The sequence below is a fragment of the Anabaena sp. UHCC 0399 genome, assembly GCF_034931465.1.
GTDB lineage: Bacteria > Cyanobacteriota > Cyanobacteriia > Cyanobacteriales > Nostocaceae > Trichormus > Trichormus minutissimus.
This window is the reverse complement of record NZ_JAYGGZ010000039.1, coordinates 14,515-41,143: the sequence shown is the minus strand read 5'-3', so window position 1 is coordinate 41,143 and position 26,629 is coordinate 14,515. Positions and strand designations below refer to the sequence as shown.

Annotated in this window: 21 protein-coding genes and 1 pseudogene; 13 read left to right on the top strand and 9 right to left on the bottom strand. The window is 41.8% G+C overall.

The window, feature by feature from the left end:
- The first annotated feature begins 18 nt into the window (after positions 1 to 18).
- Both VB693_RS19840 and VB693_RS19835 read left to right on the top strand, forming a co-directional pair.
- Positions 19 to 756, top strand: a complete 738-nt coding sequence (locus VB693_RS19840) for a GvpL/GvpF family gas vesicle protein (protein ID WP_323267753.1) — start codon at positions 19 to 21, stop codon at positions 754 to 756.
- A 12-nt stretch (positions 757 to 768) separates the two neighbouring features.
- Positions 769 to 1,158, top strand: coding sequence for a gas vesicle protein GvpG (locus VB693_RS19835; protein ID WP_323267752.1), 390 nt, complete (start codon positions 769 to 771; stop codon positions 1,156 to 1,158).
- A 202-nt stretch (positions 1,159 to 1,360) separates the two neighbouring features.
- Here the strand turns inward: VB693_RS19835 and VB693_RS19830 are convergent, their stop codons facing one another.
- On the bottom strand, positions 1,361 to 1,678 hold the full coding sequence (locus VB693_RS19830) for a gas vesicle protein (protein WP_242039252.1): 318 nt from the start codon (positions 1,676 to 1,678) through the stop codon (positions 1,361 to 1,363).
- 148 nt (positions 1,679 to 1,826) lie between these two features.
- Here VB693_RS19830 and VB693_RS19825 point away from each other — a divergent pair, with 148 nt between their 5' ends.
- The 4 genes from VB693_RS19825 (at position 1,827) to VB693_RS19810 (ending at position 7,325) form a co-directional block, all read left to right on the top strand.
- The gene (locus VB693_RS19825) at positions 1,827 to 2,510 is read left to right on the top strand and encodes a GvpL/GvpF family gas vesicle protein (RefSeq protein WP_323267751.1); all 684 of its coding nucleotides are present in this window, start codon (positions 1,827 to 1,829) and stop codon (positions 2,508 to 2,510) included.
- A gap of 14 nt (positions 2,511 to 2,524) precedes the next feature.
- Complete coding sequence (locus VB693_RS19820; RefSeq protein ID WP_323267750.1) at positions 2,525 to 4,429, top strand: ArsA family ATPase; 1,905 nt, start codon at positions 2,525 to 2,527, stop codon at positions 4,427 to 4,429.
- 93 nt (positions 4,430 to 4,522) lie between these two features.
- Positions 4,523 to 6,367: an AAA family ATPase gene (locus tag VB693_RS19815; RefSeq protein ID WP_323267749.1), complete on the top strand. Its 1,845-nt coding sequence runs from the start codon at positions 4,523 to 4,525 to the stop codon at positions 6,365 to 6,367.
- Positions 6,368 to 6,656: 289 nt separating this feature from the next.
- Entirely contained in the window at positions 6,657 to 7,325 is a 669-nt protein-coding gene (locus tag VB693_RS19810) for a triacylglycerol lipase (RefSeq protein ID WP_323267748.1), read from the top strand.
- Here the strand turns inward: VB693_RS19810 and VB693_RS19805 are convergent.
- Entirely contained in the window at positions 7,255 to 7,686 is a 432-nt protein-coding gene (locus VB693_RS19805) for a VOC family protein (protein WP_323267747.1), read from the bottom strand. The two genes, VB693_RS19810 and VB693_RS19805, sit on opposite strands and share 71 nt — an antisense overlap.
- Before the next feature lie 297 nt (positions 7,687 to 7,983).
- Between VB693_RS19805 and VB693_RS19800 the strand changes: the two genes are divergently transcribed.
- The 3 genes from VB693_RS19800 to VB693_RS19790 all read left to right on the top strand — a co-directional run bounded on the left by VB693_RS19800 (position 7,984) and on the right by VB693_RS19790 (position 12,385).
- Entirely contained in the window at positions 7,984 to 8,778 is a 795-nt protein-coding gene (locus tag VB693_RS19800) for a TIGR00297 family protein (RefSeq protein ID WP_323267746.1), read from the top strand.
- A 257-nt stretch (positions 8,779 to 9,035) separates the two neighbouring features.
- A complete protein-coding gene (locus VB693_RS19795; RefSeq protein ID WP_323267745.1) occupies positions 9,036 to 9,794 on the top strand; it encodes a peptidylprolyl isomerase in 759 nt (252 codons plus the stop codon).
- Positions 9,743 to 12,385 (top strand): type I secretion system permease/ATPase, encoded by a 2,643-nt coding sequence (locus VB693_RS19790; RefSeq protein ID WP_323267744.1) that lies wholly within the window; start codon positions 9,743 to 9,745, stop codon positions 12,383 to 12,385. Before VB693_RS19795 ends, VB693_RS19790 begins: the two co-directional genes overlap by 52 nt.
- Positions 12,386 to 12,593: 208 nt before the next feature.
- Here the strand turns inward: VB693_RS19790 and VB693_RS19785 are convergent, their stop codons facing one another.
- The gene (locus VB693_RS19785; RefSeq protein WP_323267743.1) at positions 12,594 to 12,863 is read right to left on the bottom strand and encodes a hypothetical protein; all 270 of its coding nucleotides are present in this window, start codon (positions 12,861 to 12,863) and stop codon (positions 12,594 to 12,596) included.
- Positions 12,864 to 12,996: 133 nt separating this feature from the next.
- Between VB693_RS19785 and VB693_RS19780 the strand changes: the two genes are divergently transcribed.
- Positions 12,997 to 15,768 carry a tetratricopeptide repeat protein gene (locus VB693_RS19780; RefSeq protein WP_323267742.1) on the top strand — a complete coding sequence of 924 codons (2,772 nt, stop codon included), beginning with the start codon at positions 12,997 to 12,999 and terminating at the stop codon, positions 15,766 to 15,768.
- 1,042 nt (positions 15,769 to 16,810) lie between these two features.
- Here VB693_RS19780 and VB693_RS19775 read toward each other — a convergent pair.
- Positions 16,811 to 17,365, bottom strand: a pseudogene (locus VB693_RS19775) (radical SAM protein); the annotation flags it as partial.
- 71 nt (positions 17,366 to 17,436) lie between these two features.
- Between VB693_RS19775 and VB693_RS19770 the strand changes: the two are divergent.
- Both VB693_RS19770 and trxB read left to right on the top strand, forming a co-directional pair.
- The gene (locus VB693_RS19770; protein WP_323267741.1) at positions 17,437 to 17,607 is read left to right on the top strand and encodes a hypothetical protein; all 171 of its coding nucleotides are present in this window, start codon (positions 17,437 to 17,439) and stop codon (positions 17,605 to 17,607) included.
- A gap of 5 nt (positions 17,608 to 17,612) precedes the next feature.
- Entirely contained in the window at positions 17,613 to 18,983 is a 1,371-nt protein-coding gene (gene trxB, locus VB693_RS19765; protein WP_323267740.1) for a thioredoxin-disulfide reductase, read from the top strand.
- Positions 18,984 to 19,071: 88 nt separating this feature from the next.
- On the opposite strand, the gene VB693_RS19760 is transcribed toward trxB, so the two are convergent.
- The 5 genes from VB693_RS19760 to VB693_RS19740 all read right to left on the bottom strand — a co-directional run bounded on the left by VB693_RS19760 (position 19,072) and on the right by VB693_RS19740 (position 24,457).
- Positions 19,072 to 20,265 carry a peptidoglycan-binding protein gene (locus tag VB693_RS19760; protein ID WP_323267739.1) on the bottom strand — a complete coding sequence of 398 codons (1,194 nt, stop codon included), beginning with the start codon at positions 20,263 to 20,265 and terminating at the stop codon, positions 19,072 to 19,074.
- A 323-nt stretch (positions 20,266 to 20,588) separates the two neighbouring features.
- Complete coding sequence (locus VB693_RS19755) at positions 20,589 to 21,659, bottom strand: DMT family transporter (RefSeq protein ID WP_323267738.1); 1,071 nt, start codon at positions 21,657 to 21,659, stop codon at positions 20,589 to 20,591.
- An 87-nt stretch (positions 21,660 to 21,746) separates the two neighbouring features.
- Entirely contained in the window at positions 21,747 to 22,274 is a 528-nt protein-coding gene (locus tag VB693_RS19750) for a type II toxin-antitoxin system YhaV family toxin (protein WP_323267737.1), read from the bottom strand.
- Between the two features lie 2 nt (positions 22,275 to 22,276).
- Positions 22,277 to 22,609 carry a type II toxin-antitoxin system PrlF family antitoxin gene (locus VB693_RS19745; protein ID WP_323267736.1) on the bottom strand — a complete coding sequence of 111 codons (333 nt, stop codon included), beginning with the start codon at positions 22,607 to 22,609 and terminating at the stop codon, positions 22,277 to 22,279.
- A 192-nt stretch (positions 22,610 to 22,801) separates the two neighbouring features.
- Entirely contained in the window at positions 22,802 to 24,457 is a 1,656-nt protein-coding gene (locus VB693_RS19740) for a Ppx/GppA phosphatase family protein (protein WP_323267735.1), read from the bottom strand.
- Between the two features lie 391 nt (positions 24,458 to 24,848).
- Here VB693_RS19740 and VB693_RS19735 point away from each other — a divergent pair, with 391 nt between their 5' ends.
- The gene (locus VB693_RS19735) at positions 24,849 to 26,591 is read left to right on the top strand and encodes an ABC transporter ATP-binding protein (RefSeq protein WP_323267734.1); all 1,743 of its coding nucleotides are present in this window, start codon (positions 24,849 to 24,851) and stop codon (positions 26,589 to 26,591) included.
- Positions 26,592 to 26,629: the final 38 nt, after the last annotated feature.

Genomic DNA, 26,629 nt, shown 5'->3' with positions numbered 1-26,629 from the left:
TAAGTATTTTTCATAATCATGGATTGCGGTTTTTATCTATACGGCATTTTTTCTGATTCAATCCCCGAAGAACTTGCTATTCAAGGATTGGATGCTCAACCTGTTTATAGTCAGGTCATTGATGGATTTACTTTTTTATATTCAGAGGCAAAAAAAGAAAAATATTTAGCTTCTCGTCGTAATTTAATTAGTCATGAAAAAGTCCTAGAAGAAGCAATGCAAGAAGGATTCCGAACTCTTCTTCCTTTGCGGTTTGGATTAGTAGTAAAAAATTGGGACACAGTAATTACACAACTAATCCAACCCTATAAGGATAAATTGCAAGAATTATTTCAAAAATTGAACGGGACACGAGAAGTAAGCGTCAAAATTTTTTGGGATACCAAGGCTGAATTACAAGCAATGATGGAGTCTAATCCAGACTTGAAGCAGCAGCGTGACCAAATGGAAGGGAAGACATTAAGCATGGAGGAGATAATTCATATTGGCCAGTTAATTGAAAGTAATTTAGCTGCTCGCAAGGACTCTGTAATTCAAGCCTTCTTTAATGAGCTAAAACCTCTAGCAAGTGAGGTGATAGAAAGTGACCCGATGACAGAAGAGATGATTTACAATGCTGCTTTTCTGATTCCTTGGGAAAACGAATCTCTATTTAGTGAACGAGTCGAAGCAATTGATCAAAACTTTACTGAACGCTTACGCATTCGCTACAACAACTTTACTGCACCCTATACATTTGCTCAAATTTCTGAATAGGAGTTGATAATTATGCTTGGAAAAATATTACTACTTCCAGTAATGGGGCCAATTAGTGGACTGATGTGGATTGGAGAACAAATTCAAGAGCGGACTAATACAGAATTTGATGCTCAAGAAAATCTGCATAAACAATTATTAAGCCTGCAATTATCATTTGACATGGGCGAAATTCCAGAAGATGAATTTGATGAGCAAGAAGAAGAACTTCTTTTAAAAATTCAAGCTTTGGAAGAGGAACTGCGTCTGGAGGCGGAATTAGAAGCAGAACAAGAAGAAAATGATGATTTTGTAATACAACCTGTGTTTATATCAGAATCTGAAGTGAATGACATTTACCAAGAGCAACCCCAGTTTATAGCAGAATACGAAGATAATGAAAATCTAGTCTTATCGCCTTAAGGTGATTCATTATTTAGAAGCAAGATATATTAGTTGTCAATTTGTCAATGCTTTTAGTGTCATGAAACACCAATTTTTATGTTATTGGCATTGCTCACCCTACGGTTATTGAGAATGATGGAAGATATGAGTTAAACTATTAACCCGCAAATGTGGGTTAATAGTTGTTGTTATATTGTTTAATTAAGCAAATTTTAAAAGCTTAATATTCAATATCAAAAGCTTGGTAAGTATTGGGTTCAAACACTATTTTTGTCCGCGCTATAATAATAGGCACGTGTGACTCAGGACTACGTAAATGATGAATACTTTTTTCCGTATCTTCTATCTGGATCTTGAGTGTGATCAAGCGTTGTTTCAGTAGCACAGTACGCTGCTCAATAAACTCCAACTCTTGCTTAATTCGTTGCTGTTCTGTAACTAATTTATAAAGTTCTAATTGGTGAGATGACTCAGATTTACTCCGAGGCATTGTAGTAATCTTAGGTCTGATTGCTCCGCGATTACGTATTTTCTTCATTAGAAATACCTGGATAATTGATAGCATTATAACTAAGATTTTTATAATGTAAAGATTTTAATTAGAATCAGATTTCTTGAGTTTGATGCCCAGATATACATCTGGTTAATAGAGTTAAAAACTTAAATACTTTTGTTAGGTTAGTATCATGCGATCGCAGAATTTCTACACTTACGCTTTTATCAAAAATCCTGATTTTTCTTTAAACTTGCCCCAGGGTAATATTAGTCAGCTAGTGTTGATTAATGGTGCGAATATCTCAGCCGTTGTTGAACCGGAAATATCTTTAGAGTCATACCAAAATAATGATGATCAAGTCATCAAAATGGTTTTAAATCACGATCGCGTTGTTTGTGAACTATTTCGCCAAACTACAATTTTACCTTTACGGTTTGGGACTAACTTTACTTCCCAGGAAAGCTTGCTCAATCATCTTGAGGCTCATGCTCAAGAATATCTAGAAAAACTAGAGGATATTCGAGATAAAAATGAATATGCTTTAAAACTTATTCCCCAAGTGTTTGCAGAGTCGGCAAAGGTCTCTGTGGGAAGCGGTAGAGATTATTTTTTAGCCAAAAAACAACATTATGAAACTCAAAAAAGCTTTAGTATTGCCCAAAATGAGGAAAAAGATAGCCTGATTAATCTCATCACAGAGATTTATCAATCATCTGTGATATTTCAACAACAGGCAGAAGAATTAAGGGTTTATCTTTTAGTCAGTCGTTATGATAAATCCTTACTTTTAGAACAGGTTTTATCTTGGCAACAATATTGCCCACATTGGAATTTAATTTTGGGTGAATCTCTTCCCCCTTATCACTTTATTTAATTATTAAGTTTATTATGAACCACTACGATTCACTAAATCTAGTTATGTTTAGCGGCAAAGGTGGAGTTGGTAAAACTACCATCTCTTGCAGTTTTGCTCGTGATTGGGCTAGAAGGTTTCCTCAAGAAAAAATTCGGTTAATTTCTACAGATCCGGCTCATTCTTTAGGAGATGTATTGCTCTCAGAAGTTAACGATATTGCCTCACCATTAGCTGATTTACCTAATTTGAGCATTCAAGCATTGGATGCTCAAAAGCTGTTGTTGGAATTTAAAGCCAAATATAGCTACTTTTTAGAATTATTGGTTGAGCGAGGTAGTTTAGCAGATGGGGACGATTTAGCACCAGTTTGGGATTTAGACTGGCCTGGTTTAAATGAATTAATGGGTTTACTAGAAATTCAACGCCTGCTAGCAGAAAAAGAAGTAGATCGTGTAGTTGTAGACATGGCCCCTTCTGGGCATACATTAAATTTATTGCGCTTAAAAGATTTCTTAGATGTTATTTTAAATTCTTTAGAATTGTTCCAAGAAAAGCATCGGGTCATCACGAAAACTTTTAGAGGTAGTTATACGGCTGATGAAGTCGATAACTTTTTGGTAGAAATGAAAACCCAACTAGCAGAAGGTAGATGTTTACTGCAAGATGAAACATTTACTGGTTGCTTAGTAGTGGGTATTTCTGAACCTATGTGTTTCTTAGAAACTGAACGGTTCATCAATAGTTTAGAAACCTTAGAAGTTCCTTATGCTGGTTTATTCGTCAATCGAGTGTTGGCAAATGCAGATATAGAACTAGACCGTTATGCTGAACAGCAAAATCTCATTAAGAAATATTTAGAACTTGTTGCTAATCAACCTGTTTTCATCGTTCCTCAACAGAGAGTAGAACCCTTGGGTGGGGTATCTTTAGATGCTTTAGCATCCCAAATTCAAAAAATTGAAAGTGTGGAACTTGCTCCACCACCGACGATTCAATGGCCGAATAGAGTTTTACCTAGCTTCAATAATTTTTTAAATGAAGGATGTCAATTAATCATTGTTGGGGGTAAAGGAGGGGTAGGAAAAACAACAGTAGCAGCTGCGATCGCTTGGGCTTCTGCTCAACAACATCCCCAGAAAAGAGTCCGGGTAATTTCAATAGATCCAGCCCATTCTCTAGGCGATGCTTTTGGTAAAGAGTTTGGTCATGAACCTATGTCTCTAGCATCTAATTTGAGTGGGCAAGAAATTGATGCTAATAGAGTTTTAGAACAATTCCGCTCAGATTATCTGTGGGAATTAGCAGATATGATTAGCGGCGAAGGTTCACAAACAGATACAACAGTAAATGTTGCCTACGTTCCAGAGGCGTGGCGGCAAATTATGTCTCAGGCTTTACCGGGAATCGATGAGATATTATCCCTGGTGACTGTGATGGATTTATTAGATAGTAACCAGCAAGATTTAATTATTTTAGATACAGCCCCAACGGGTCATCTGCTGAGTTTTTTAGAGATGCCATCAGCTTTAGGGGATTGGTTATCTTGGATATTTAAGCTGTGGATAAAATATCAAGATGTTTTGGGTAGAGTTGATTTTATTGGGCGATTGCGGCACTTACGCCAACAAGTTGTACAAGCACAAAAGAAACTAAAAAATTCCCAACATACTCAATTCATTGGTGTTATTCAGTCGGAAGCGGCAATTATATCTGAACACATACGTTTAACAGAATCTCTCAAAAAAATGGGTGTTCATCAGCGTTATGTGGTGCAGAATCGCTACAGTCAAGAGGTGGAAATTGATGGCAGTTTATTTCCAGAACAAACAATTATTCGCTTACCCGGATTACCTCGCTCTGTTGAACCGATCGCGCGGATTCAAGGAGCAGCAAATCTTTTATTTGAAGTTGAGAAGTTAACGGCAAATATAGTTTAAAAATTAACTGATTGTATAAATTTTTTGATGTTGATCAATAGAAATTTTAAAAGCTCACGCAGAGGCGCACCAGGCGCAAAGGGATAGTAAAAAATGAGTGAATTATTTAAGGGATTTGAGCAATTATTAGAGTTAGTAAAAACTTTAGAAGATAAAATTGAGAAGGGAGAAATTAAGACGGATGTGCAGATTAACTCTCGTTCGATGAGCAGTATTCCCCGTAGTGGGGGTATACCACGTCCTCATAATATGGGTAACGATATTGGCACAAGCCGTATCCGCACTCAACCTTCTCCTAATCCTAATGGTGGTGGTGGTGGGGGAGACGCTGAGGTTGTGCCACCACCTGCTGCAACCTCTGGTGATGCTTTAAAAGATGTGGGGGGATTGGGTGAAATCCTCAGAGAACTGAAAGAACTGATTGCTATCCCCTTAAAACGTCCTGACTTGCTGGCGAAATTGGGACTGGAAGCTACGAGGGGTGTACTATTAGTTGGTCCTCCTGGGACTGGGAAAACCCTGACGGCGCGGGCTTTGGCTGAAGAACTGGGCGTTAATTACATTGCCTTGGTGGGGCCAGAAGTTATCAGCAAATATTACGGGGAAGCGGAACAAAGACTGCGGGGTATTTTTGAGAAAGCCGCTAAGAATGCTCCCTGTATTATCTTTATTGATGAAATTGATAGTTTAGCTCCAGACCGGAGTGCGGTGGAAGGCGAAGTAGAAAAACGCCTGGTAGCCCAACTATTGAGCTTAATGGATGGTTTCTCTCACAGTCAAGGTGTGATTGTGCTGGCGGCTACAAACCGTCCCGAACATCTCGACCCAGCTTTGCGTCGTCCGGGAAGATTTGACCGGGAAGTGCAGTTTCGCGTCCCAGACATGAAAGGACGCAGAGAAATTTTGCAAATTCTCAGCCGTGCTATGCCTTTAGAGGCGACAGTTGACCTGGATGCGATCGCAGAAAGGGCGGTAGGATTTGTAGGGGCTGACTTGAAAGCTGTCTGTCAAAAGGCTGCCTACACTGCCCTCCGTCGTCAAATTCCTTCCATTGAAGGAGACATTCCAGAGAATATGACGGTTAGTCAAGCCGACTTTTTACAAGCCCTCAAGGAAATCAAACCAGCCGTCCTGCGGAGTGTGGAAGTAGAAGTTCCCCACATCGCCTGGGAAGACATTGGCGGTTTGGATAACATTAAGCAAACCCTACGGGAATCAGTGGAAGGGGCGTTACTGTATCCAGAACTTTACCTGCAAACTAAAGCTCTAGCACCCAAGGGTATCTTGTTGTGGGGGCCTCCGGGAACAGGCAAAACTTTACTAGCCAAAGCTGTTGCTTCCCAAGCCAGAGCGAATTTTATTGGTGTGAACGGCCCAGAATTACTCAGCCGTTGGGTAGGTGCGAGTGAACAGGCGGTACGCGAATTATTTGCGAAGGCGCGTCAAGCCGAACCTTGCGTAGTATTTATTGATGAAATTGATACCTTAGCCCCAGCACGGGGTAGTTTCACTGGTGATTCGGGAGTAAACGATCGCGTCGTCGGACAATTGCTAACAGAGTTGGACGGAATAGAGGTAGGTAGCACCATCTTAGTAATTGGAGCAACCAATCGACCTGATGCCCTTGACCCAGCTTTACTACGCGCCGGACGCTTAGATTTACAGATGAAGGTAGATTTACCAGATTTAGCCAGTCGATTGGCGATTCTGCAAGTTCATTGTCAAGGACGACCACTGCAAGATGTGGATTTGGCATATTGGGCAGAGATGACCAAAGACTGGAATGGTGCAGATTTAACTTTACTCAGCAATCAAGCGGCTGTAGAAGCCATCCGCCGTTTTCGCTCTGAAGGTCTGACAGATCCCACGGACATCAAAATTAGTACCGATGATTTCAATTATGCTTATCAAGTGCTAACAGAGCAGCGTGCAGCTTAGGTTTAGGGAGTAGGGTATTGAGATCAAAAGTGCTGTTAACGGAAGCGGGGCGTTTAGCCCGTGCCGTTAGCGGTAGCGCGGCGTTTAGCCGATACTGAGTGAAAAGACTGCCCACAATTGGGCGTGGCTTTTACCGTAGTGCAGAAGTACACAGTACTTCTTAAATTTACTTAGCACTCAGCACTCAGCACTTATTTTCAACCAGTCACAAGAGTGTCATAATCTGGCTTCTGGCAAGTATTAGGCTCAGTTACATTTTCTACAGAACTATTGTCAAGCATTGAAAATAATGAAGACAAAAAACCAACAGCGTAATCCTGTATTGTTTGTGCATGGCATTACCGATACAGAAGCAGTCTTTGATGAAATGGCTGTTTTTTTAGGAAAACAGGGTTGGCCTGTATATTCACTAGATTTAGTCCCAAACAATGGTGAAGTAGGTCTGGATGTATTGGCACAGCAACTAGCTAACTACATTGCGAGAAACTTTGCACCAGAACAAACCTTGGATGTAGTAGGCTTCAGTATGGGCGGAATTGTTAGCCGTTACTATATCCAACGCCTGGGAGGAATTAAGCGTGTGCAACGGTTTATTACGATTTCTTCACCGCATCATGGAACTGTTGTCGCTTATGCCTCCCGCAATCCTGGATGCTTACAAATGCGTCCTAACAGTGAATTTCTTAAAGATTTAAATGCTGATGCAGTGATGTTACAGCAGTTGAGTTTTACTTCTATTTGGACAACTTATGATTTGATGATAATTCCGGCAAATAGTTCTCAAATGCCCATAGGTAAAGAAGTAATTATCCCAGTAGCATTGCATTCATGGATGCTTACAGACTCTCGGTGCATAACCGCAGTAGCAAGAGTATTAGCAGAACCAATTAAGCCCTATCACCAATTTGAGTGTATTCATAGCTCCCAAAAATTGCCTCTGGGTGGCGATAATATTTAAATTCCATTAAATTATTAAACGGATCTTCTAAAAAGAAAGTGCTATGTTCTAGGGTAGAACTGACAAAGCGATTTTTGGGTTCTTCACGAAATAAAAGCTGTTTTTGTTGCGCCTTCTGTAACAGTTCTTCCCAGTCTGTTTCTTGGGTAAAAATTAAACCAAAGTGCCGGGGATAAATAGTGCGTTGACGCATTAAAGGTTCTTTGGTCAGATGGGCTACTAATTGATGACCATAAAGATTAAGAATGAGGGCTTGGGGGTTTTCACGACCGGGTATACAGCCTAATCCATCAACATAATATGCTTTTGCCTGAGTAAGATCAGTCACAGGGAAAGCGAGATGAAATATAGTTTGGTTCATAGTGTTAATTGAGAATTGGGTATTGGGTATTGAGAGTGTTACACTCTACCCTAAATTAATTTTATTTTTTAAGATAAATTTTTTCTCATTTTGCCTGTTTATTTCTCCTTTAACCTGTAAAGAAAATATAAACTATGCACTTTGCGGATGGGGAGGTCAAGCAACAAAAATTTCCAGCCAGATATACAGCTTGTTTTACTTCTGACTCCTGAATTATGAGTTGTGAATTCTGCTGTTAGCTCTAAAATTCGCTATTCTGGTTGATATCCGGGCAACACTACACATGGTTCATTGCTGATGTTCTCATTTATTAGCTCTGCCAATCCTTGGTTAGTAGGAGTAGGACTAAACGCCATTTTGTTGAGTTTAGTTTGGTTTGCTCCCAAAAAGCTGCTGACCCCTGCGGGAGTATTTCACGCTTGGTTACTGGGCGTATTGATTTGGGGAACTATAGGCTGGCAAGGATATGTAGTAGTGATGTTTTATTTTTTAGTGGGTTCTGGTGTGACGCGCATCGGCCTAGCGCAAAAAGAGGCAGAAGGTATTGCCGAAAAACGTTCAGGTGCGAGAGGCCCGGAAAACGTTTGGGGTTCGGCCTTGACTGCGGCGTTGTGCGCTATGGGATTCGGACTAATTAATGCTGGAATAATTTTACCTAATTCTCAGTCCCTCATCCCCAATCCCCAATCTCTACTCTTGTTGGGCTATGTGGCGAGTTTTAGTACAAAGTTGTCTGACACCTGTGCTAGTGAAGTTGGTAAAGCCTACGGTAAACGGACTTTTTTAATTACTACACTGCAACCAGTAGCGAGAGGAACAGAGGGTGCTGTGAGTTTAGAGGGGACTTTAGCGGGTGTGGTGGCTTCAATTGCGATCGCTATTTTAGGTTGGGGTGTGAGTTTAGTTTCACCGATGGGTATACTGTGGTGTGTCTTAGCAGCATTCGTTGCCACAAATTTAGAAAGTGTCATTGGTGCAACCCTGCAAGCTAAATACACTTGGCTGACAAATGAAGTAGTTAATATTGTTAACACTTTCATTGGTGCGATCGCAGCTATGCTATTCGCTTTTATCTGGGCAAGTGTGATTTAGGTAGGGGCAGAAGGCAGGAGTCTAGAATCGTTGACTCATTACTCAGCACTTTTAGTAGCATTTACCTAATTATTCTTAGACTCAATAACTCTAATTAATTGAGAGTCGCTTTTGGCTACACGCCTAAAGTTGACAATTTTGTGTATTTGCAACGAAGTAAAGCCTAAAAGTTTTGCCCAATTTCTATTTTCCAATCTTCATTCTTGCCATTACTTATTTTAGTTTATAAACTTTTAGCTATTTCACCAGGTGACTTCATGGAAACTTTATCGTTTTTGAGCATTGACGAACAGGCAATTTCTGTAGAACAAACAGTAAAATATCTGCAAACATCAGGGAAATTGTCTCAGTTTATTAGTGATGTGCTTCGTCAGTATGTAATTGAGCAAGAAATCAGCACACGGGAGGATATAGAAATCAGTTCAGCCCTGTCAGAACAGAGTGTTATTGATTTTCGACTGAAAAATCAACTAGCTGATCCTCAAGTTTTTCAGGAATGGTTGAGGAGAAATGGTACTGATTACAATACATTCCACGCTGCTATTACGTTCAACTTCAAATTAGAAAAATTAAAAGCTTTAGTGACAGAAGCAAAAATCTCTGAATACTTTATTGAACGGAAAATTTTTCTAGACCGCGTGGTACTCTCGCGGATTGTGGTGGATAGTGGAGAACTGGCAGAAGAGTTACAACTGCAAATCACCGAAGGAGGTAGTTTTGAGCAATTAGCCAAGGAATATTCCCAAGCAGACGATCGCATTGTCAACGGTATGATGGGGCCAATTAGCCGAGGCACAATGCCAGATGTATTAAGGGCTGCTATTGATGCCGCCAACCCTGGACAAGTAGTAGGCCCTATAGAACTTGATGGACGCTTTGGGTTGTTTCGCATAGAACAATTATTACCCGCGTCTTTAGATGATACGCAATTAACACAAGCACTACAAAACGAATTATTTGAACAATGGCTAGCGGAGAAAATTCAAAAGCTGACAGTCAAATTACAGATGAGTTAAAACTTCAAGATGATGAATCTCTAAGACAATACGTGCTAGCTACTATACCTTGGAATCAACCACCTCTGGATTTGCTCAATCCTGACCAAAAATCCCAATTAGAACAACGTTTAGAAACCCGTCGCTATCGACTGGGAGAGAAAATTTGGTCAAGCGAATTAGGCGGCTACCAGTTTTTAATTATTGCTGGTAAAGTCCGCCTGCGGGAAGAAGATACAGGTACACCTTTAGTAGCCTTAGAGGTGGGGGATTGGTTCGGCGATTTACAAAAAATCCCAGGGGATTATAAAGCTGTAGCGGCGACTAAAGAGGTAGTCGTAGCTTGTTGGGATACAAAACTGTGGGCAGAAATATCTAACCCAGAAATAGAAGATTATTGGTTAGGTGTGGTACAGGTGGAGAACCCAGTCATGGCCACGGAAGTACAAGTATTCCCACCCATTACACCAGAACCGACTCCAACACCTACACCGACAGCCCAAAATTATCCTTTTGTTACTAGTGGGAATACAGCAGCCGCTTGTTTAACAATGGCCGCCCAACAGTTAAATAATCCCGTGAAACTGGAATGGGTGCAACGCCAACTGCGGGGACAGAATGCCAAACAAGTTGTCGAGGCTGGCGAAAAATTAGGGTTAGTGCTGCGGCGGGTGCAAGTTAGTTGGAGTGAGTTACGACAGTTGTCATTTCCGGCTTTACTCCAATGGGAATCGCAGTCATGGGTAATAGCTTATGGTGTGAAAGGCGATCGCTTAATTATCGCTAATCCCCTCCATCCTGATAGTATTTGTGAGAGCCTGCCGCAATCAGTAGTTGAGCAAGTCTGGGATGGACGGTTGTGGCAAGTAGAACTGATATCCCAGCAAGAAAAATTCAATCTGAGTTGGTTTACTCCAGCCGTTTGGAAATATCGGAAACTTTTAGGAGAAGTCTTACTAGCTTCTTTTACCTTGCAGTTATTGGGGTTGGGGACACCACTAATTACCCAGGTGGTGATTGATAAAGTCATGGTACAGGAGAGCTTACCCACTCTCGATGTCATGGCGATCGCACTGTTATTTATCGCTTTATTTGAGTCTATACTCGGTATTCTGAGGCTATTTATCTTTACTCACACAGCCAGACGCTTAGACTTAAGTTTATCAGGACAGTTATTTCGTCATCTCATGCGCTTGCCCTTGGCTTATTTTGAGTCTAGGCGCGTCGGGGATACTGTCGCCAGAGTACAAGAACTGGAACAAATCCGCCAGTTTCTCACCGGTACAGCATTAACGGTAATTTTAGATAGCATCTTTGCTGTTGTCTATTTGGTGTTGATGTTCTACTACAACATCCCTCTCACCTTTGTAGCGTTAGCAGTCTTACCACTGTTTGCCACCTTGACGATAGTTGCAACACCAATTTTGCGTAACTGGTTAAACGAAACCTTTAACCGCAGTGCTGATAGTCAGTCATTTTTAGTAGAAACAATCACGGGTATCCATTCTGTCAAAGCTCATGCAGCCGAATCAGTAGCCCGCGATCGCTGGGAAGGCTTATTTGCTCGTTTTGTCCGTACTGGCTTTAAAGCTTCCACTACTTCTAACATTAGCAGTAATATTGGTGACTTCCTCACTAATTTTTCTTCCCTATTAATCCTCTGGTTTGGCGCGAAATTAGTTATTGATCAAAAGCTGACGGTTGGGCAACTTGTCGCCTTTCAAATGTTATCTGGTAGGGTGACAGGGCCACTGTTGCGGTTAGTGCAGTTATGGCAAAATCTGCAACAAGTTTTACTCTCAGTAGACAGAATTGGGGATATTCTCAACGTCGCCCCAGAAGCCGAAATGGGGACAGGTTTAGTCTTACCACCCCTGAAAGGAGAAGTTAGCTTTGAACAGGTATTTTTTCGTTATAAAGCTAACACTGAGCCTGTGCTGCGCGGCATTTCTTTTAATGTTGAACCAGGGCAATTTGTCGGGATTGTCGGACGCAGTGGTTCTGGTAAAAGTACCCTGTCTAAACTCTTACAAAGACTCTATCAAATAGAATCAGGACGCATTCTCATTGATGGTTTTGATATTAAGAGTGCTGATTTATCCTCACTACGGCAACAAATTGGTGTAGTTCTCCAAGAAGACTTTTTATTTAATGGTTCTATCTTGGAAAATATTACCCTAGGCAATCCCAATATTACTGCCGAACAAGTTGTAGAAGCCGCAAGAATGGCAGTAGCCCACGACTTTATTAGTCAATTGCCCTATGGTTATGAAAATAATGTTGGGGAACGGGGTACAGCCTTATCTGGAGGACAAAGACAACGCATTGCTTTGGCGAGGTTGTTTCTCTCGGAAGCACCAATTTTAGTATTAGATGAAGCTACCAGTGCTTTAGATAGTGAAACTGAGCAACAGGTACTACAAAATCTGCAAAAGATATCCGCTAACCGTACCGTATTTTTGATTGCTCACCGCTTTGCACCTCTCAAACGAGCCGATCAAATTTTAGTGTTAGAGCGAGGGGTAATTGCTGAACGTGGTACTCATCCACAATTATTGCAGCAAAAGGGTTTGTACTGGTCGCTGTATCAACGTCAGCAAGCGAATGTGTAGCAGCTTGCGTGTACAAACATCTTTGTGCTAGGTGCAAAATGTGGCTTGATCCCCCTAAATCCATGACACTTGCTTTAAGCCGGGAAACCCGTCCAACGCAGTGTCTACCCTTCAAAAGGGGGACTTTGATTCTAGTTTCCCCCTTTTTTTAGTACAGCGTAACCCCATCTACTGGACTGCTAAATAAGTTGTAAAAATTTGCGGGGGTCTAAATTATTTTCTTTTTCGGTTGGTTTGGTTTACCATCACTCTCTGGTGCTAAAGTTTTGACTAACCCAGTCATCGCCATAATCACAGTCGCAACTCCCCCCATTAAAAAGGAAGTTAAAATTGCTGCTGCAAGAATAATTTCTGTGGGACTGTAGCCGTCACGCATCCAAGCAGAGGGTTGCTCAATTGTTGGGGAAGATGTAGTAATTAACCGTGAGGTTTGGGTAGATGGCTGAGAGTTGGTAGAAGTTGTTAGAAGAATATTCATGACGTGAACCTAAGTGCGATTTACTGTTTTAATAGTATTTCTGCCCTTAAAGCCGGAGATTCCTGAGAAATAGAGATGAAGTAGAAGCAAGGTGTAAGATAAGTAGAACCAAGCAAAAATTTTCAGGCTGTGTATGCAATGGGATGAGTTTTTAAGACAAGAAGCTGCCACTCATGAGTTATCCCCAGAGCAAACAGCAGCCTTTTTAGTTCGGTTAAAAGTTGAAAACTCAGATAAAGGTGAAGCAAAAGTAGCAAGCGATATTAATATCGGTGCTGCTGCTTTCAAAAAGCGCATGACTGAGGTGTATGACAAATTTGCTCAGAGTTGTCCTGAGTTAGCCACCTCTAAACGCGGAAAGCTAGAAATATTAAAGGCTTACCTGACAAAAAAATCTAACGGTGTTCCTAATACTCGACCAATAAAAGAAATTCATCATAATATTCCCCTGGCTTTACCTGGGGAAAAGTTTGTCGGACGAGAAACGGAATTGCAAAACTTGCATCGGCTGTTGCAGGAAAATCAAGAGGTAGCAATTGCGGCTATTGCGGGGATGGGTGGAGTCGGGAAAACAGAACTCGCTTTACAATATGCTAATTCGCACCGCGTTACTTATCAAGGTGGGATTTGTTGGTTGTCTGCATTGCAGGATGTGGGGGTGAAATTGGTGGAGTTTGCTCGTGATAAGCTGCAATTAAACATTCCAGAGGATTCAGATTTACTTGGGAGAGTGCAGTATTGTCTCTCAAATTGGCATGAGGGTGAGGTTTTATTGGTAATTGATAACGTCACTAACTATCGAGATGAGGTTAGGTGTTATTTAGAATCTGTTCCTTCCCGGTTTAAGCAGTTAATTACCACACGGGAAAAATTACAGTCGCCGATAGTGCGATTAGATTTAGATGTGCTGACACCACTAGCGGCGATGCAGTTATTAAAATCTATAGTCGGTAGGGAACGACTGCGACGTGAGCCGTTAGTTGCGAAAAGACTTTGTAAATGGTTGGGATATTTGCCACTGGGTTTAGAATTAGTCGGGCGTTATTTGTTAGGTGATGAGGAATTATCCCTAAAGGATATGCTGCAAGATTTGGAAAAAGAGCGTTTGCAGCATGAGGCTTTAGACGAAGTTCCCCAAGAAATGGCTGTGAAATTGGGTGTCGCTGCTGCTTTTGAGTTGAGTTGGCGACGGTTGCGAGAAAATGCCCAACGTTTAGGCTGTGTTCTGAGTTTATTTGCTTTAGCTCCGATTCCTTGGGAATTGGTGGAGGGGGTAACAATAAATAATGAGGCGCAAAATTGGAAACAAGCCAGACGTGAGTTGTTACAGTTACATCTAATTCAGCATAAAGGTGAGGGCGTTTATCAATTGCATCCCCTGTTGCGCGAGTTTTTTAAAGATAAGCTTGAAGGTTTAGAACAGAAAGAAGAATTTAAGCATTCTGTTTGTAGAATCATGATAGCAGTTGTTCAAGATATTCCTGAAACTCCCACACTTGAGCAAATTAAGAATGTCGCCCCAGCCATACCTCACATAGCTGAAGTAGCGAACAATCTCATTCAGTATGTAAGCGATGATGATTTAATTTGGCCATTTATTGGCAATGCTCAATTTTATAAAGGCCAAGGACTATATGACAAAGCAGCACCTTGGTTTGAGCAGTGTCTAGAAATCACCAAAAAACGCTTGAGAGAAGAACATCTCAATGTCGCCACTAGTCTCAACAACCTAGCAGAACTCTACTGTTCCCAAGGCAGATACAGCGAAGCAGAAACCCTATACATCCAAGCTTTAGCACTCTGCCGTAAACTGCTAGGAGAAGAACATCCATCTGTTGCCACTAGCCTCAACAACCTAGCATTACTCTACAAATCTCAAGGCAGATACAGCGAAGCTGAACCCTTGTATATTCAAGCTTTGGCACTCAAGCGCAAACTGCTAGGAGAAAAACATCCATCTGTTGCATTTGGTCTCAACAACCTAGCGTCACTGTACCATTCCCAAGGTAGATACAGTGACGCTGAACCCTTGTACATCCAAGCTTTGGTACTCAGATGCAAGCTGGTGGGCAAAGAACATCCAGATTTCGTCCAAAGCCTCAACAACCTAGCGGAACTCTACCATTCTCAAGGCAGGTACAAAGAAGCCGAACCTCTGTACATTCAAGCTTTGGCACTATGGTGCAAGTTGCTAGGAGAAGAACATCCATCTGTCGCACTTGGTCTCAACAACCTAGCAGAACTCTACCATTCCCAAGGTAGATACAGCAAAGCCGAACCCTTATACATCGAAGCTTTAGCACTTACGCGCAGTCGGTTGGGCAACGAACATCCCCATGTCGCCGCCAGCCTCAACAACCTCGCAGAACTCTATCGTTCCCAAGGCAGAGACAGTGAAGCAGAAACCCTATACATCCAAGCTTTAGCACTCTACCGTAAACTTCTAGGAGGAGAACATCCTGATGTTGCCACTAGCCTCAACAACCTAGCTTTACTCTACCATTCACAAAGCAGATACAACGAAGCTGAACCCTTGTACATCCAAGCTTTGGTACTCTACCGCAAACTGCTAGGAGAAGAACATCCATCTGTCGCGCTTGGTCTCAACAACCTAGCGGAACTCTACCGTTGCCAAGGGAAATACAGCCAAGCCGAACCCTTGTTCATCCAAGCCTTGGTACTGAGGCGTAAACTGCTGGGTGAAGAACATCCCGATGTTGCCATTAGCCTCAACAGCCTTGCGTTTCTCTACGACTCCCAAGGCAAATACAGCGAAGCCGAAGCCTTTTTCAGCCAAGCTTTAGATATTTTAGAGCAACAACTAGGAGCAAATCATCCTCATACTGTGACTGTGCGTAAAAATTTAGCATATTTGCGTGAGCGTTTAAACTCACAACCAGAATAATCAGGTTCATTCTTGAATACGCGATGCTGGCGGCGATGCTTTTCTACATTCAAACACAAACTTTGATGTTCTCATCTCCAACTTTCGTGTTCTGAACTCGAAGTTTCCTGTTGCAAGTGAGAATGTTCGTGTTCTGAACTCGAAGTTTTATGCTCTGAACTCAAAGTTTCGTGTTTTGAACTCGAAGTTTCATGTTCTAAATTCAAAGTTTCGTGTTTCAAACGAGAACGTTCTTGTTTTGAGGTGAAATGATGGTGTTGTGAAGGCGATGCCTACGGCTGGCTACGCTTACGCTCTACCTTTTGACTCGAAGTTTCCTGTTCATTTTTAGATGATAACAAAAATCAGCGATCGCCTAATACCAATTCGTAATGTTCATGCTGCTTGGTAAACTTACACCTTAACTTTATGGTGTTTTTTTATGGGTTAAAAAATTGTTTTTGTGTTCTGCAAAGCTTTGAGACTTTCGGTTTGTTGTAAGATTCGTTCACTAATGCGATCGCACGCTAGTCTCAGCAATAATTTAGGATATGTATCTGGCTGACTAATTTTTATACAAAGTCAAGCCAGCGTTAAGATTTTTTTCAAGATTACCCATCTGAGAATATTTAAGATTTTGATATAGGAAAATAAATATAAGCATTAACAAATATCTTTTTGTAAACTTTTGTTTTAATCTTAGCTAGAAAATATCTTGATCTCCGGTATTTTCTAGCTGGATTAATTTATTAGCGATGGCATTTGTCTAATTGCTGGACTTTAACAGTTGAATTTAATAAAAATCGGAGTTTTTCATATGGCTGTTCGGAATAACCTAGTTACTAATTTATGGCAGAAAGTCAGCCAAGATTCAGTTAGTTGGGGTTCTTTGGCTCTTTGGATTAGTAGTTTAATTATACTTTTCTTAATTTTGACAAGATTTTTTCTGCCTGCATCATAAATGGTATTTTTAAATTCCTCTGACCAATTTTTAAATTTCTTTAGAAAAACCAGTATTTGACCGTTCTTGTAGATAAGCATCAAATACAGCCGCGATGTTGCGGATGGTACTTTTAAAAGTATCTAGGGATTGATAAGGCAACCCATAAATTAAATTAACTTTAACATTAGTAAATCCAGCCTTTCGTACTCAATTCATTACCTGAAATAGCATATCTTCCGGCTGAATCCGGTTAACAGCCTGCTGTACCTGAAAATTAAAGTCTTGAATCCCAAAACTGATGCGATTAAAACCCAAATCTTTCAAAGCAAAGAGGTAATCTCTGTCCAAGAACCGGGGATTGACTTTAATAGAAATTGCCGCATCATCATCAAAATCAAAACAATGATTCAAGGTGTACCAGAGAGTCTCAACTTGACGCAGAGATAAATAGTTAGGAGTACCACCACCCCAATGCAATTGTTGAACGGGGCGTTGGTGATCAATTAAAGATGCTACCTGCTGAATATCACGAATCAAGTAATTCAGATAAGGTTCAGCAAGTTTTTTATTTGGGGTAATGATGGTATTGCAACCACACAAATAACAGGCACTTTCACAAAAGGGAATATGACAATATAGCGATAGTGGCATTTTTTTGTCATTCCCGACAGCGATGGGCTACGCCCCGCCATAGGCGATCGCTACTTTAAAATCAGTTCAATTGATGGCGCGTGATGAAGCCCGCCATGCCGGATTCCTCAACAAAGCAAATTTTTGAGGCGATCGCCTACGGTGGGCAAAACGCCATCTCTACGAGACAACGCCTACTACACAGCTTTGGCGATGGGCTACGCCCCACCGTAGGCAATCGCAGTATGCTATGCTATATTAAACGTAGTCGTTATGAGTTCAGATAATTATTATGACTAATCAGACTGTAGAGAACTTAGTAATTATCGGTTCTGGGCCAGCAGGTTACACTGCGGCTATTTATGCTGGACGAGCTAATTTAAAACCTGTGGTATTTGAAGGTTTCCAAGTTGGGGGTTTACCTGGTGGTCAACTGATGACGACAACGGAAGTCGAGAATTTTCCAGGATTTCCCCAAGGGATAACAGGGCCGGAACTCATGGATAGAATGAAGGCGCAGGCGGAGCGTTGGGGGGCTGAATTATATACTGAGGATGTGATTTCAGTTGATTTGAGTCAGCGTCCTTTTACTATCCGTTCTGAAGAAAGGGAAGTCCAGGCGCACACTATAATTATTGCCACTGGTGCGACAGCTAAACGTTTGGGTTTACCCAGTGAACATCAATTCTGGAGTCGGGGAATTTCTGCTTGTGCAATTTGCGATGGTGCAACACCGATTTTCCACGGTGCAGAATTAGCTGTGGTTGGTGCTGGTGACTCGGCGGCGGAGGAGTCTATTTATTTAACTAAGTACGGCTCGAAAGTGAATTTGTTAGTACGGTCTGATAAAATGCGGGCTTCTAAAGCCATGCAAGACCGAGTGTTGAGTAATCCTAAAATCCAAGTGCATTGGAACACTGAGGCTGTAGATATATTTGGTAGCAGTCACATGGAAGGAATAACAGTTCACAATCATAAAACTGGGGAAGAAACCAAACTGCCAGCGAAGGGTTTATTCTACGCCATTGGTCACACGCCTAATACTGCTTTATTTCAGGGGCAATTGGAACTAGACGAGGTGGGTTACATTATCACTAAACATGGTTCACCAGAAACCAGTGTAGAGGGTGTATTTGCGGCTGGTGACGTGCAAGACCATGAATATCGCCAAGCAATTACGGCGGCTGGTAGTGGCTGTGCGGCGGCGTTGTTGGCGGAACGTTGGTTGTCTGCGAATGCTTTGATTCACGAGTTCCATCAACAGCAGACTATTAATAATGAGCTAGAATCTCAACCAGCACAGCAAAAAACGGAAGCGGAACAAGCGGCGGAATTTGATTTGGCTGCAACTCGCCATGAGGGGGGTTATGCTCTAAGGAAATTATTCCACGAAAGCGATCGCCTAGTCGTTGTCAAATACATCGCCCCTGGTTGTGGCCCTTGTCACACCCTCAAGCCAATTTTAAATAAAGTAGTGGATGAATTTGCAAGTAAAATCCACTTTGTAGAAATTGACATTGACAAAGACCGCGACATTGCCGAAAACGCTGGCGTCACAGGAACACCGACAATTCAAGTCTTCAAGAATAAAGAACTATTAAAGGAAGTGAAAGGTGTCAAACAAAAAAGCGAGTATCGCCAATTGATTGAAACTAATCTGTAGGAAATTCGGCATGGGGCATTAGGAAACTTCTCCCTTGTCTTCCTAATCCCCTGTCACCTGTCACCTGTCACCTGTCACCTGTCACCTGTCACCTATCACCTATCACCTGTCCATCTTGACTATCTCCCGGTGAAATCTGACTATTAGATACATTTCGCATTCTATTCATTTGAGTCAGAGCATACCTAGCTGTAGCCTGGACTTCAGAATCGGGGTCATCCAGGGCATGATTTAACATTTGGCTCATTTGTCCCATCATGTCATAAACACGGGTCAAGTCACGGATGGCATTTTGCCGTACTTTTGGACTGTCATCCTGCATGGAGACGGCTAAAGCCCGGTTGATGGGTTTGAGTGTGCGGATGTTAATTTCTGACAAAGAAGCCAAAATTAAACTGCGTTGTTGAGAATCGGCATCAATCAACAGGTTGACCAATGGTTGAATTGCTCGTGAATCACCCTGCTGACCTAAATCCCAAATGGCTTTGTGTCGCTTGCTGGGGTCTGTACTACGTAAATCTCTAATCAGTTCATCAACAATGCTGAGTTTGGTGATACGAGAAGTTGTTTCTACAGGCATTGCTGTTGTAGAAATTGATGCGCTAGCTGTGGGTGAATTTGTGAATTGAGCCGTATTTTCTTGATTAACGGGTGTCTTTGCCACTTCTTCTAAAGCTAGTGGAACTTTATCTTCTTTAGCTGGACTTAAAAATCTTATCCCTAGTTTTTGAGGTAATTTTTCTTCGTTGTTTTGCTCATACCATCTTAATAAAAACAGGATAGCCCCAATACTGCCTAAAGTTCCTAAACCCAATATTAACCACCAAATGAAATCTCTCTGGTCGGACTGGGGTTTGGTAGTGGATGGGATGGTTGAATTGGCAATCTCAGTCACAGGAGAGATGGCTAGTTGCGTTTTCCGGCCTGCAAATGCTGCTTGCAGAGTCTTTTGGGTTGTCAGGTCTGCAAAACCATCCACCCTTTTTAAACCCTTGGCTGTCTGGAATTGAACTACAGCATTTTTCGTACTTTGACCATATTTTCCATCTATCAGGTCATCATAGTACCCTAACTCCGTTAATTGAGTTTGCAGGTTCTGCACATCTAATCCTTGACTACCTGGTGTGAGAACAACTGGCTTAGTTGGTCTAGCGGAACTGACTTGTGCCAGATACCAGACTTTAGGTACTAGGTTAGTTGTGGTTGCGCTGGCGCGATTTAAGTAAAAACCCAGGCAAGAAAAATAGGTGATGATTAAAATTGAGGAGCGGTATAGCCTCATATTAAGTTCAAAATTGCAGCATGAAAGTGCTAGGGAAGTGATAGAATCTGCCTAAATGTTAACTTTTATATGGCAAATAAAGCTTGATTTTTTGTAGAAATTATGTAAATTATATTACCTTAACTAATTATTGATTTCTATTTTTTTTCTGTCTATTTTTTTTCTGTTTTAACAATAAATCGTTTATACCACAATCAGGTTGAGATAAAATCATCAAATGAAGCTTGGGGCTACTGTTAATTGAAGTATGGTAGTTGTTACCAACAGGACTGGTAGCACCCGTAGGGATATGAGAAGCTAGGCAAACATCATCCAAAATGGAATTAGGACAGCGTTTCTGATTCAGATTTTCTGACGGATACCGTTACAGGATTCAGCTGCTTTGTAGATGCTTCTGCAAGTTGTGTTTGCTGTTTATTAGCTGTTTCTCCCACCGCCAGATGTTTATTTTGCCCTGCCAAGTTATCACGCTGATTGATGAGGTAGATGCTGACTAAAGTGAGAAATACTCCTACCCACTGCAATGTACTGAGAACTTCTGAGAGTAAGAGATGACCGAATAGGAGAGCAAAGACTGGAGTGAGAAAAGTTAGAGAACTCAGACTGGTAAGGCTACCACTAGAGGCAAAGTAGAAAAATAAAGCGTAGGCGATCGCACTACCGAACACGGTAGCATAACCCAAAGCCAACCAATCAGAAGTCACAAGACTTTGCCATTGCTGAGATTCTACAACCGATGAAACGCTCCATAATGGCAAGCCGCCCAAAATCATATGCCATCCTGTAGCTGTCACTGGGTCAGTATACTTGGTCACATATCTAATTAAGACTGTTCCGACAGCCATAGACAAAGCGGCTAACAGCATCAGCCATTCACCACTAGCAAAAAGGTTTTGCCAGTTGCCGATTGTGACCTCTGAAGCAGTCCCAAATATGCTGAAAATCCACTCATCGGGTAAGCCAATTAAACTAATACCCATGACTCCCAAGCTTAACCCTAGGCATCCCCATAAACCAATACGTTCTTGAAATAGCCACAACGACAGCAACGCCACTGCCAAAGGTTGGGAATCAATCATCACTGAACCTAACCCGGCACTGGTTCTAAGTAATCCTTCGGCTAAAAATCCTTGAAATAAAGTGCCATCAACTACGCCAAATAAACCAATCCACAGCCATGCTTTCCAACCTGTAGGCTGGGGTCTACCCATAAGTGCGGCGACAATTAAAATTAACACTCCCGCCGGTAGCAACCGCAACCCCGCCATAAATAAGGGGGTGGTGTGGGGAATGACTCCTTTCATCGCTACCATCGCCGTTCCCCAGAGGAAAAAGGGTGCGATGAGTAGTAGAGGTGCGAAGGGTAGTTTAGATGCACTGAGTTTCAGTTGCATGGGTTTGCTGATGCCTTTGGTTTACAGATGCAGAGATTTCTTTAACCAATTCTACCCAATTGTGTCTTTTTGTGAAGGAAATAATACTTATGGATTAGGGAATGGCGGAATTTCGTCTTGTTTTTCTGCATTGATGACATTTTGTAACCGATGAATTTCCTGCTTTGCCTCTTTGAGCAAATCATCCCAATCATTGGGAGGATGACCACTATCAAGCATTTTCTGAAAAACTTGATAAGCATCTGTATTACTGTTATATGCTCGCTTAGAGTTCTCATCGTTAACCCAAGCAAACACAATAATTTTACTTTCCTGATGATATCGAAAAAATAGGCGGTACTGCTGAAAAAATTTTGCTCTAAACCAGTGCTTGTAATCATCACCAAGAGTAGTTCCTTGACGGTAATCACTACGGGTTGGATCTTGAGGAATAACATCAAATGCCAATCGTGCGATCGCCCCTAGACGCTTCGCGGCATTTTTCTTTTTGTAGTCTTGAGGATATTTTTCCCGTAAATATTCAACTTGCATCAAAAGTTCTTCAACCTGGTTCAGGAAAAGAGCATGAGCAAATATATTCCACCCATTAATTACTAGCGGCTGATTTAAGGACAAATCTATTCATCCTCATCTACAAGTGGTGCATCAAGATCAAAATCAACTTCAGCAACTAAGGACTGAATATGACTTACTAGATCAGTGCTAATTGCCTTTAAGTGCTGTGGATTTTTCTCAATATCTTCTGCCAGAAAATGTATAAACTTCCCAATTATTGGATCACTTTGTGTTTGATCAACACGAGAAATCACTACCTGACCGTCGGGTTGGATGGTGTAGCAGATTTTATCACGCTTATTCAAGCCAAGAGCTTTGCGAATCGGATCAGGAATTGTTGTCTGATAACGATCAGTAAGGGTAGATTCTGAACATGGGGCTAGTTTTATAGCCATAGCTACTTCTCAACCTGTTGGTTAAACTCTATTATCAAAGTAATGCAATTGCATTGTCTCGTCAAGGGTGACGTCTGACCGAAGAAAGGCAGAGATCAGAAGGGTAAATTTTTCTGAGATTCAATCAGGATATTCTCGACAGCTATCAAAATTAATGAATAGGTGCGTTAACGAAGTAACGCACCCTACTATTTAGGAGAAATGAGGAATCGCAGATTTTTCTAAATGAGCTACTAATTTCACGCCGAATTCTGCTTCAAATACTCCTTTTTTAAGGTCTAAACTCCAGAGTTCTAACGCACAGTCATCATCTGGCTTGGCTGGATAAATTAGCAAATTGAACTGCTGTAGTTGGCGATAATAATCACATTTGATTTGAGCGATCGCACCGATTTGTCGTCTATCTAATGCCACGGCTAATCTTAACAGCGCACTTAATTGACTGACGATTTGGCGATGCTCTTTACTCAACAAATTACGGTAATTTTCGTGTCTCTTTTTGGGTGGTGATTTGCGGTGATAACGGGCTAAATTGGCAATAATTTCGATCTCGGTTTCGTTGTAGCCGAGCAATTCACTATTCCGAATGAGATAGTAAGAGTGTTTATGGTGCGACGAATGACTAATATGATGACCGCAATTGTGTAAAATTGCCGCCGCCCAAAGTAATTGTCGTTCATTTGTTCCCCAATGATGGAGTTCTCCTTGGGTTTGGTCAAATAAACTTAAAGCAAAAGCTGCCACGCGATCGCTATATGCTAAATTGACCTGGTACTTACTCGCCTGCTTCAACACGCTACGCTCACGAACTGAACTTTGAAAGCGCAGTCTATCTTCAATTAAGCCGTGGCTTAACATCCAGTCAACAATTACACCTTCCCGCAAGGCTCGCCCACAGGTTGAGATAGAATCTACACCCAAAAGCATCATTGCTTCTTGTAAAACCACCGCCCCGGCTAAAATGACTTCAGATCGTTTCTCTGGCATACCGGGTATGGCTGCTATTTCGGCATTAGTCATTTTCTGCAAGCGATTTACCCATTCTTGCAAGTCTGGGAGGCTGAATTTATAGCCATTTAGGGTAGAAGGGATAGTACCCAACTTTTCCCGCGCATGAATCGCGGCGATGGTTTCAATCGTGCCAGAAGTACCAATCAATTTGGGAAATTCGCCAAACTGGAGATTGGCTAAGACTTCATCTACAGAACGTTCCAACATCCCCCGCGTGTAGGCTTGTAGGTACTGAAACTCAACATCTAAGATGGGGTCAGAACTGATTAACTCAGTAGTCAGGCGCACTGCACCGACTTTAGTGCTAGTGAGAGTACGTGGTTCGTGACTGTCGCCCAAAATGATTTCTGTAGAACCTCCGCCAATATCAATAATGATGTGAGCTTGGTTATGGAACTCCATCCCCGACAGCACACCTAAATAGATGCGTCGCGCTTCTTCTTGACCAGAAATCAAGTCAACGCATAAACCCAACTCTGATTCTACTTTGTGTAAAAAATCTTTACCGTTGGGAGCTTCCCGCACCGCACTAGTGGCGACAGCGATGATGGTTTCCGCATTAGCAGTTTTAGCGACTTTTTGGAAGCGTTCTAAAGCAGCGATCGCTTTTGCCATGATCTCTGGTTTTAACTCCCCAGTAGCAATATCGCGATCGCCCAGGCGTACAGTTTCTTTTTCTTTACCAATAATGCTAAAAGCTGGTAAAGTCGGGTCAATCCTGACTATCACCATGTGCAGGGAATTTGTCCCCATATCAATGGCCGCAATAATCCGTTGTTGCTGCTGAACTGATTGAGTATTAACACTCAAACAGTCAGCCGAAACTAAATTCAGCATCTAGTTTTCTCTCTCTATTTAAGGAAGGATGGGAAAAAATAGCGTGTCGGGGTAGTTGGCACTGATATTGGTTGCAACGTACTTATACTCAGGTTGACCGTATCGAGTCTACCCAATTTAAGTATTTTCACCCTGCTAATTACTATCTTAATGACAATTGCAGCGTCTTGAAAGTTGCGGCGAAAGATTGTGTTTTTGCTAGAAATATAACGGGAGTATGAAAGCCTCTGAGAAATTCGCCCGACGTAGGTCATCACCCCTTCCTACAAAAAATAATATCCTCTTATTTATTTTGAATTGATTCATACTCTTGTATGAGAGATTAAGTTTTAAAACACATCAGGGAGAAATTCCAGTGGTTGCACCGGCAGAACACCAGGAAAATTCGTCAATGCAAGCAATCTGGCGTGTGCTAGGGAGTTTGAGGAATTACGGATGGATTTCGCTGGGAGCTTTGATCAGTCTACTGCTCTTGACAGTTACAAATGCGGTTACTCCCCAATTATTTCGCTGGGGAATAGATCAGGGCATTGTCAAGCAAGATTTAGAGATAGTTATATACAGTGCGGCGTGGATGGTAGCAGCAGCGATCGCTCGCGGTGTATTTAATTTTGGTCAAAGTTATTTAGCAGAATCAGCTTCTCAAGGCGTTGCCTATGACCTACGCAACAAGATTTTCAGCAAGATTCAAAATCTCAGTTTTAGCTATCATGACCAGTCACAGACTTCGCAACTATTAACCCGCGTCACCAGTGATATTGAACAAATCCGCACCTTTATTGGTACTAGTTTGATTCAAGTCATCGGTGGAGTCGTGACATTAGTGGCTATTGCGGTACTTTTGCTGGTGATGAATTGGGAACTAGCACTGATTTCTCTGACAGTAGTGCCGTTATCTGCGTGGTTGATGGGGCGATTCGTTACCCGTAACGACCAAATATTTCGACAGGTACAAGAAAAACTTAGTGATCTAAATGCTGTATTGCAAGAAAATCTAATTGGCATCAGGGTAGTAAAAGCCTTCGTGCGGGAGTCGGCGGAAAAGTCTCGTTATACGAGCCTCAATGATGAGTTAGTCACGGCTAACATGAAGACAATTCGCGCCATCAGGAGTACATTTCCGTTTATCTTTTTGCTGAGTAATTTGGTGACGCTGGCGGTGTTTGGCTACGGAGGAGCGCAAGTCATGAGGGACAGCTTTTCCATTGGCGAACTAGTGGCGTTTAACTCCTATCTAGTATTGATTTTCCAACCAATTTTGCTGATAGGCTTTGCTGCACCAGCGATCGCCCAAGCTGGTGCTTCTGCTGCACGCATCTACGAGGTGGTAGATGCCACAATCGATATTCGCGATCGCCCCGATGCGATCGCCTTTGATACCTGTGGCGGCAGAATCACATTTGAAAATGTCTCCTTTCGCTATCCTGGCGCGACTACCGAAATCCTGAAGAATGTATCTTTTGAAACTAAGCCTAAAGAGCTAATTGCTGTTTTAGGGATGACTGGTTCTGGCAAAAGTACAATCATGAACTTGATTCCTCGCTTTTATGATGTCACCAAGGGAGCGATTCGTATTGATGGGCGGGATGTGCGTGATTTTACACTCAAAAGTTTGAGAACACACATTGGTATTGTATTTCAGGAAACTACATTATTTTCTGGTACTCTGCGTGAGAATATCGCCTACGCCAAACCCAAGGCAGCATTAGAAGAAATAATTGAGGTAGCCAAAACTGCCCAAATCCATGATTTTATTACCGATCTGCCGGATGGTTACGAGACAATCGTTGGTGAACGCGGCGTTGGTTTATCTGGAGGACAAAAACAACGGATTGCGATCGCTCGGACTTTACTCACCGATTATAGTATTCTGATTTTGGATGACAGTACCTCGGCTGTAGATGCCAAAACTGCTGCCGAAATTCAAGCCGCATTAGACGACATGATGCGCCAAAAAGCTTGTGTAACTTTTGTTGTGGCTCAACGCATTAGTACCGTTAAGAATGCTGATCGCATTTTTCTCATAGATAAAGGACGATTGGTAGCCCAAGGCACTCATGATGAATTAATGCAAACCAGCCCACTCTACGGTGCGATTTTAGAATCTCAAGTTAAGAAGACAGCGAAAAGTTAGAAACAAATTCTGATTTAAGTCTTTTCATCCAAAATCTA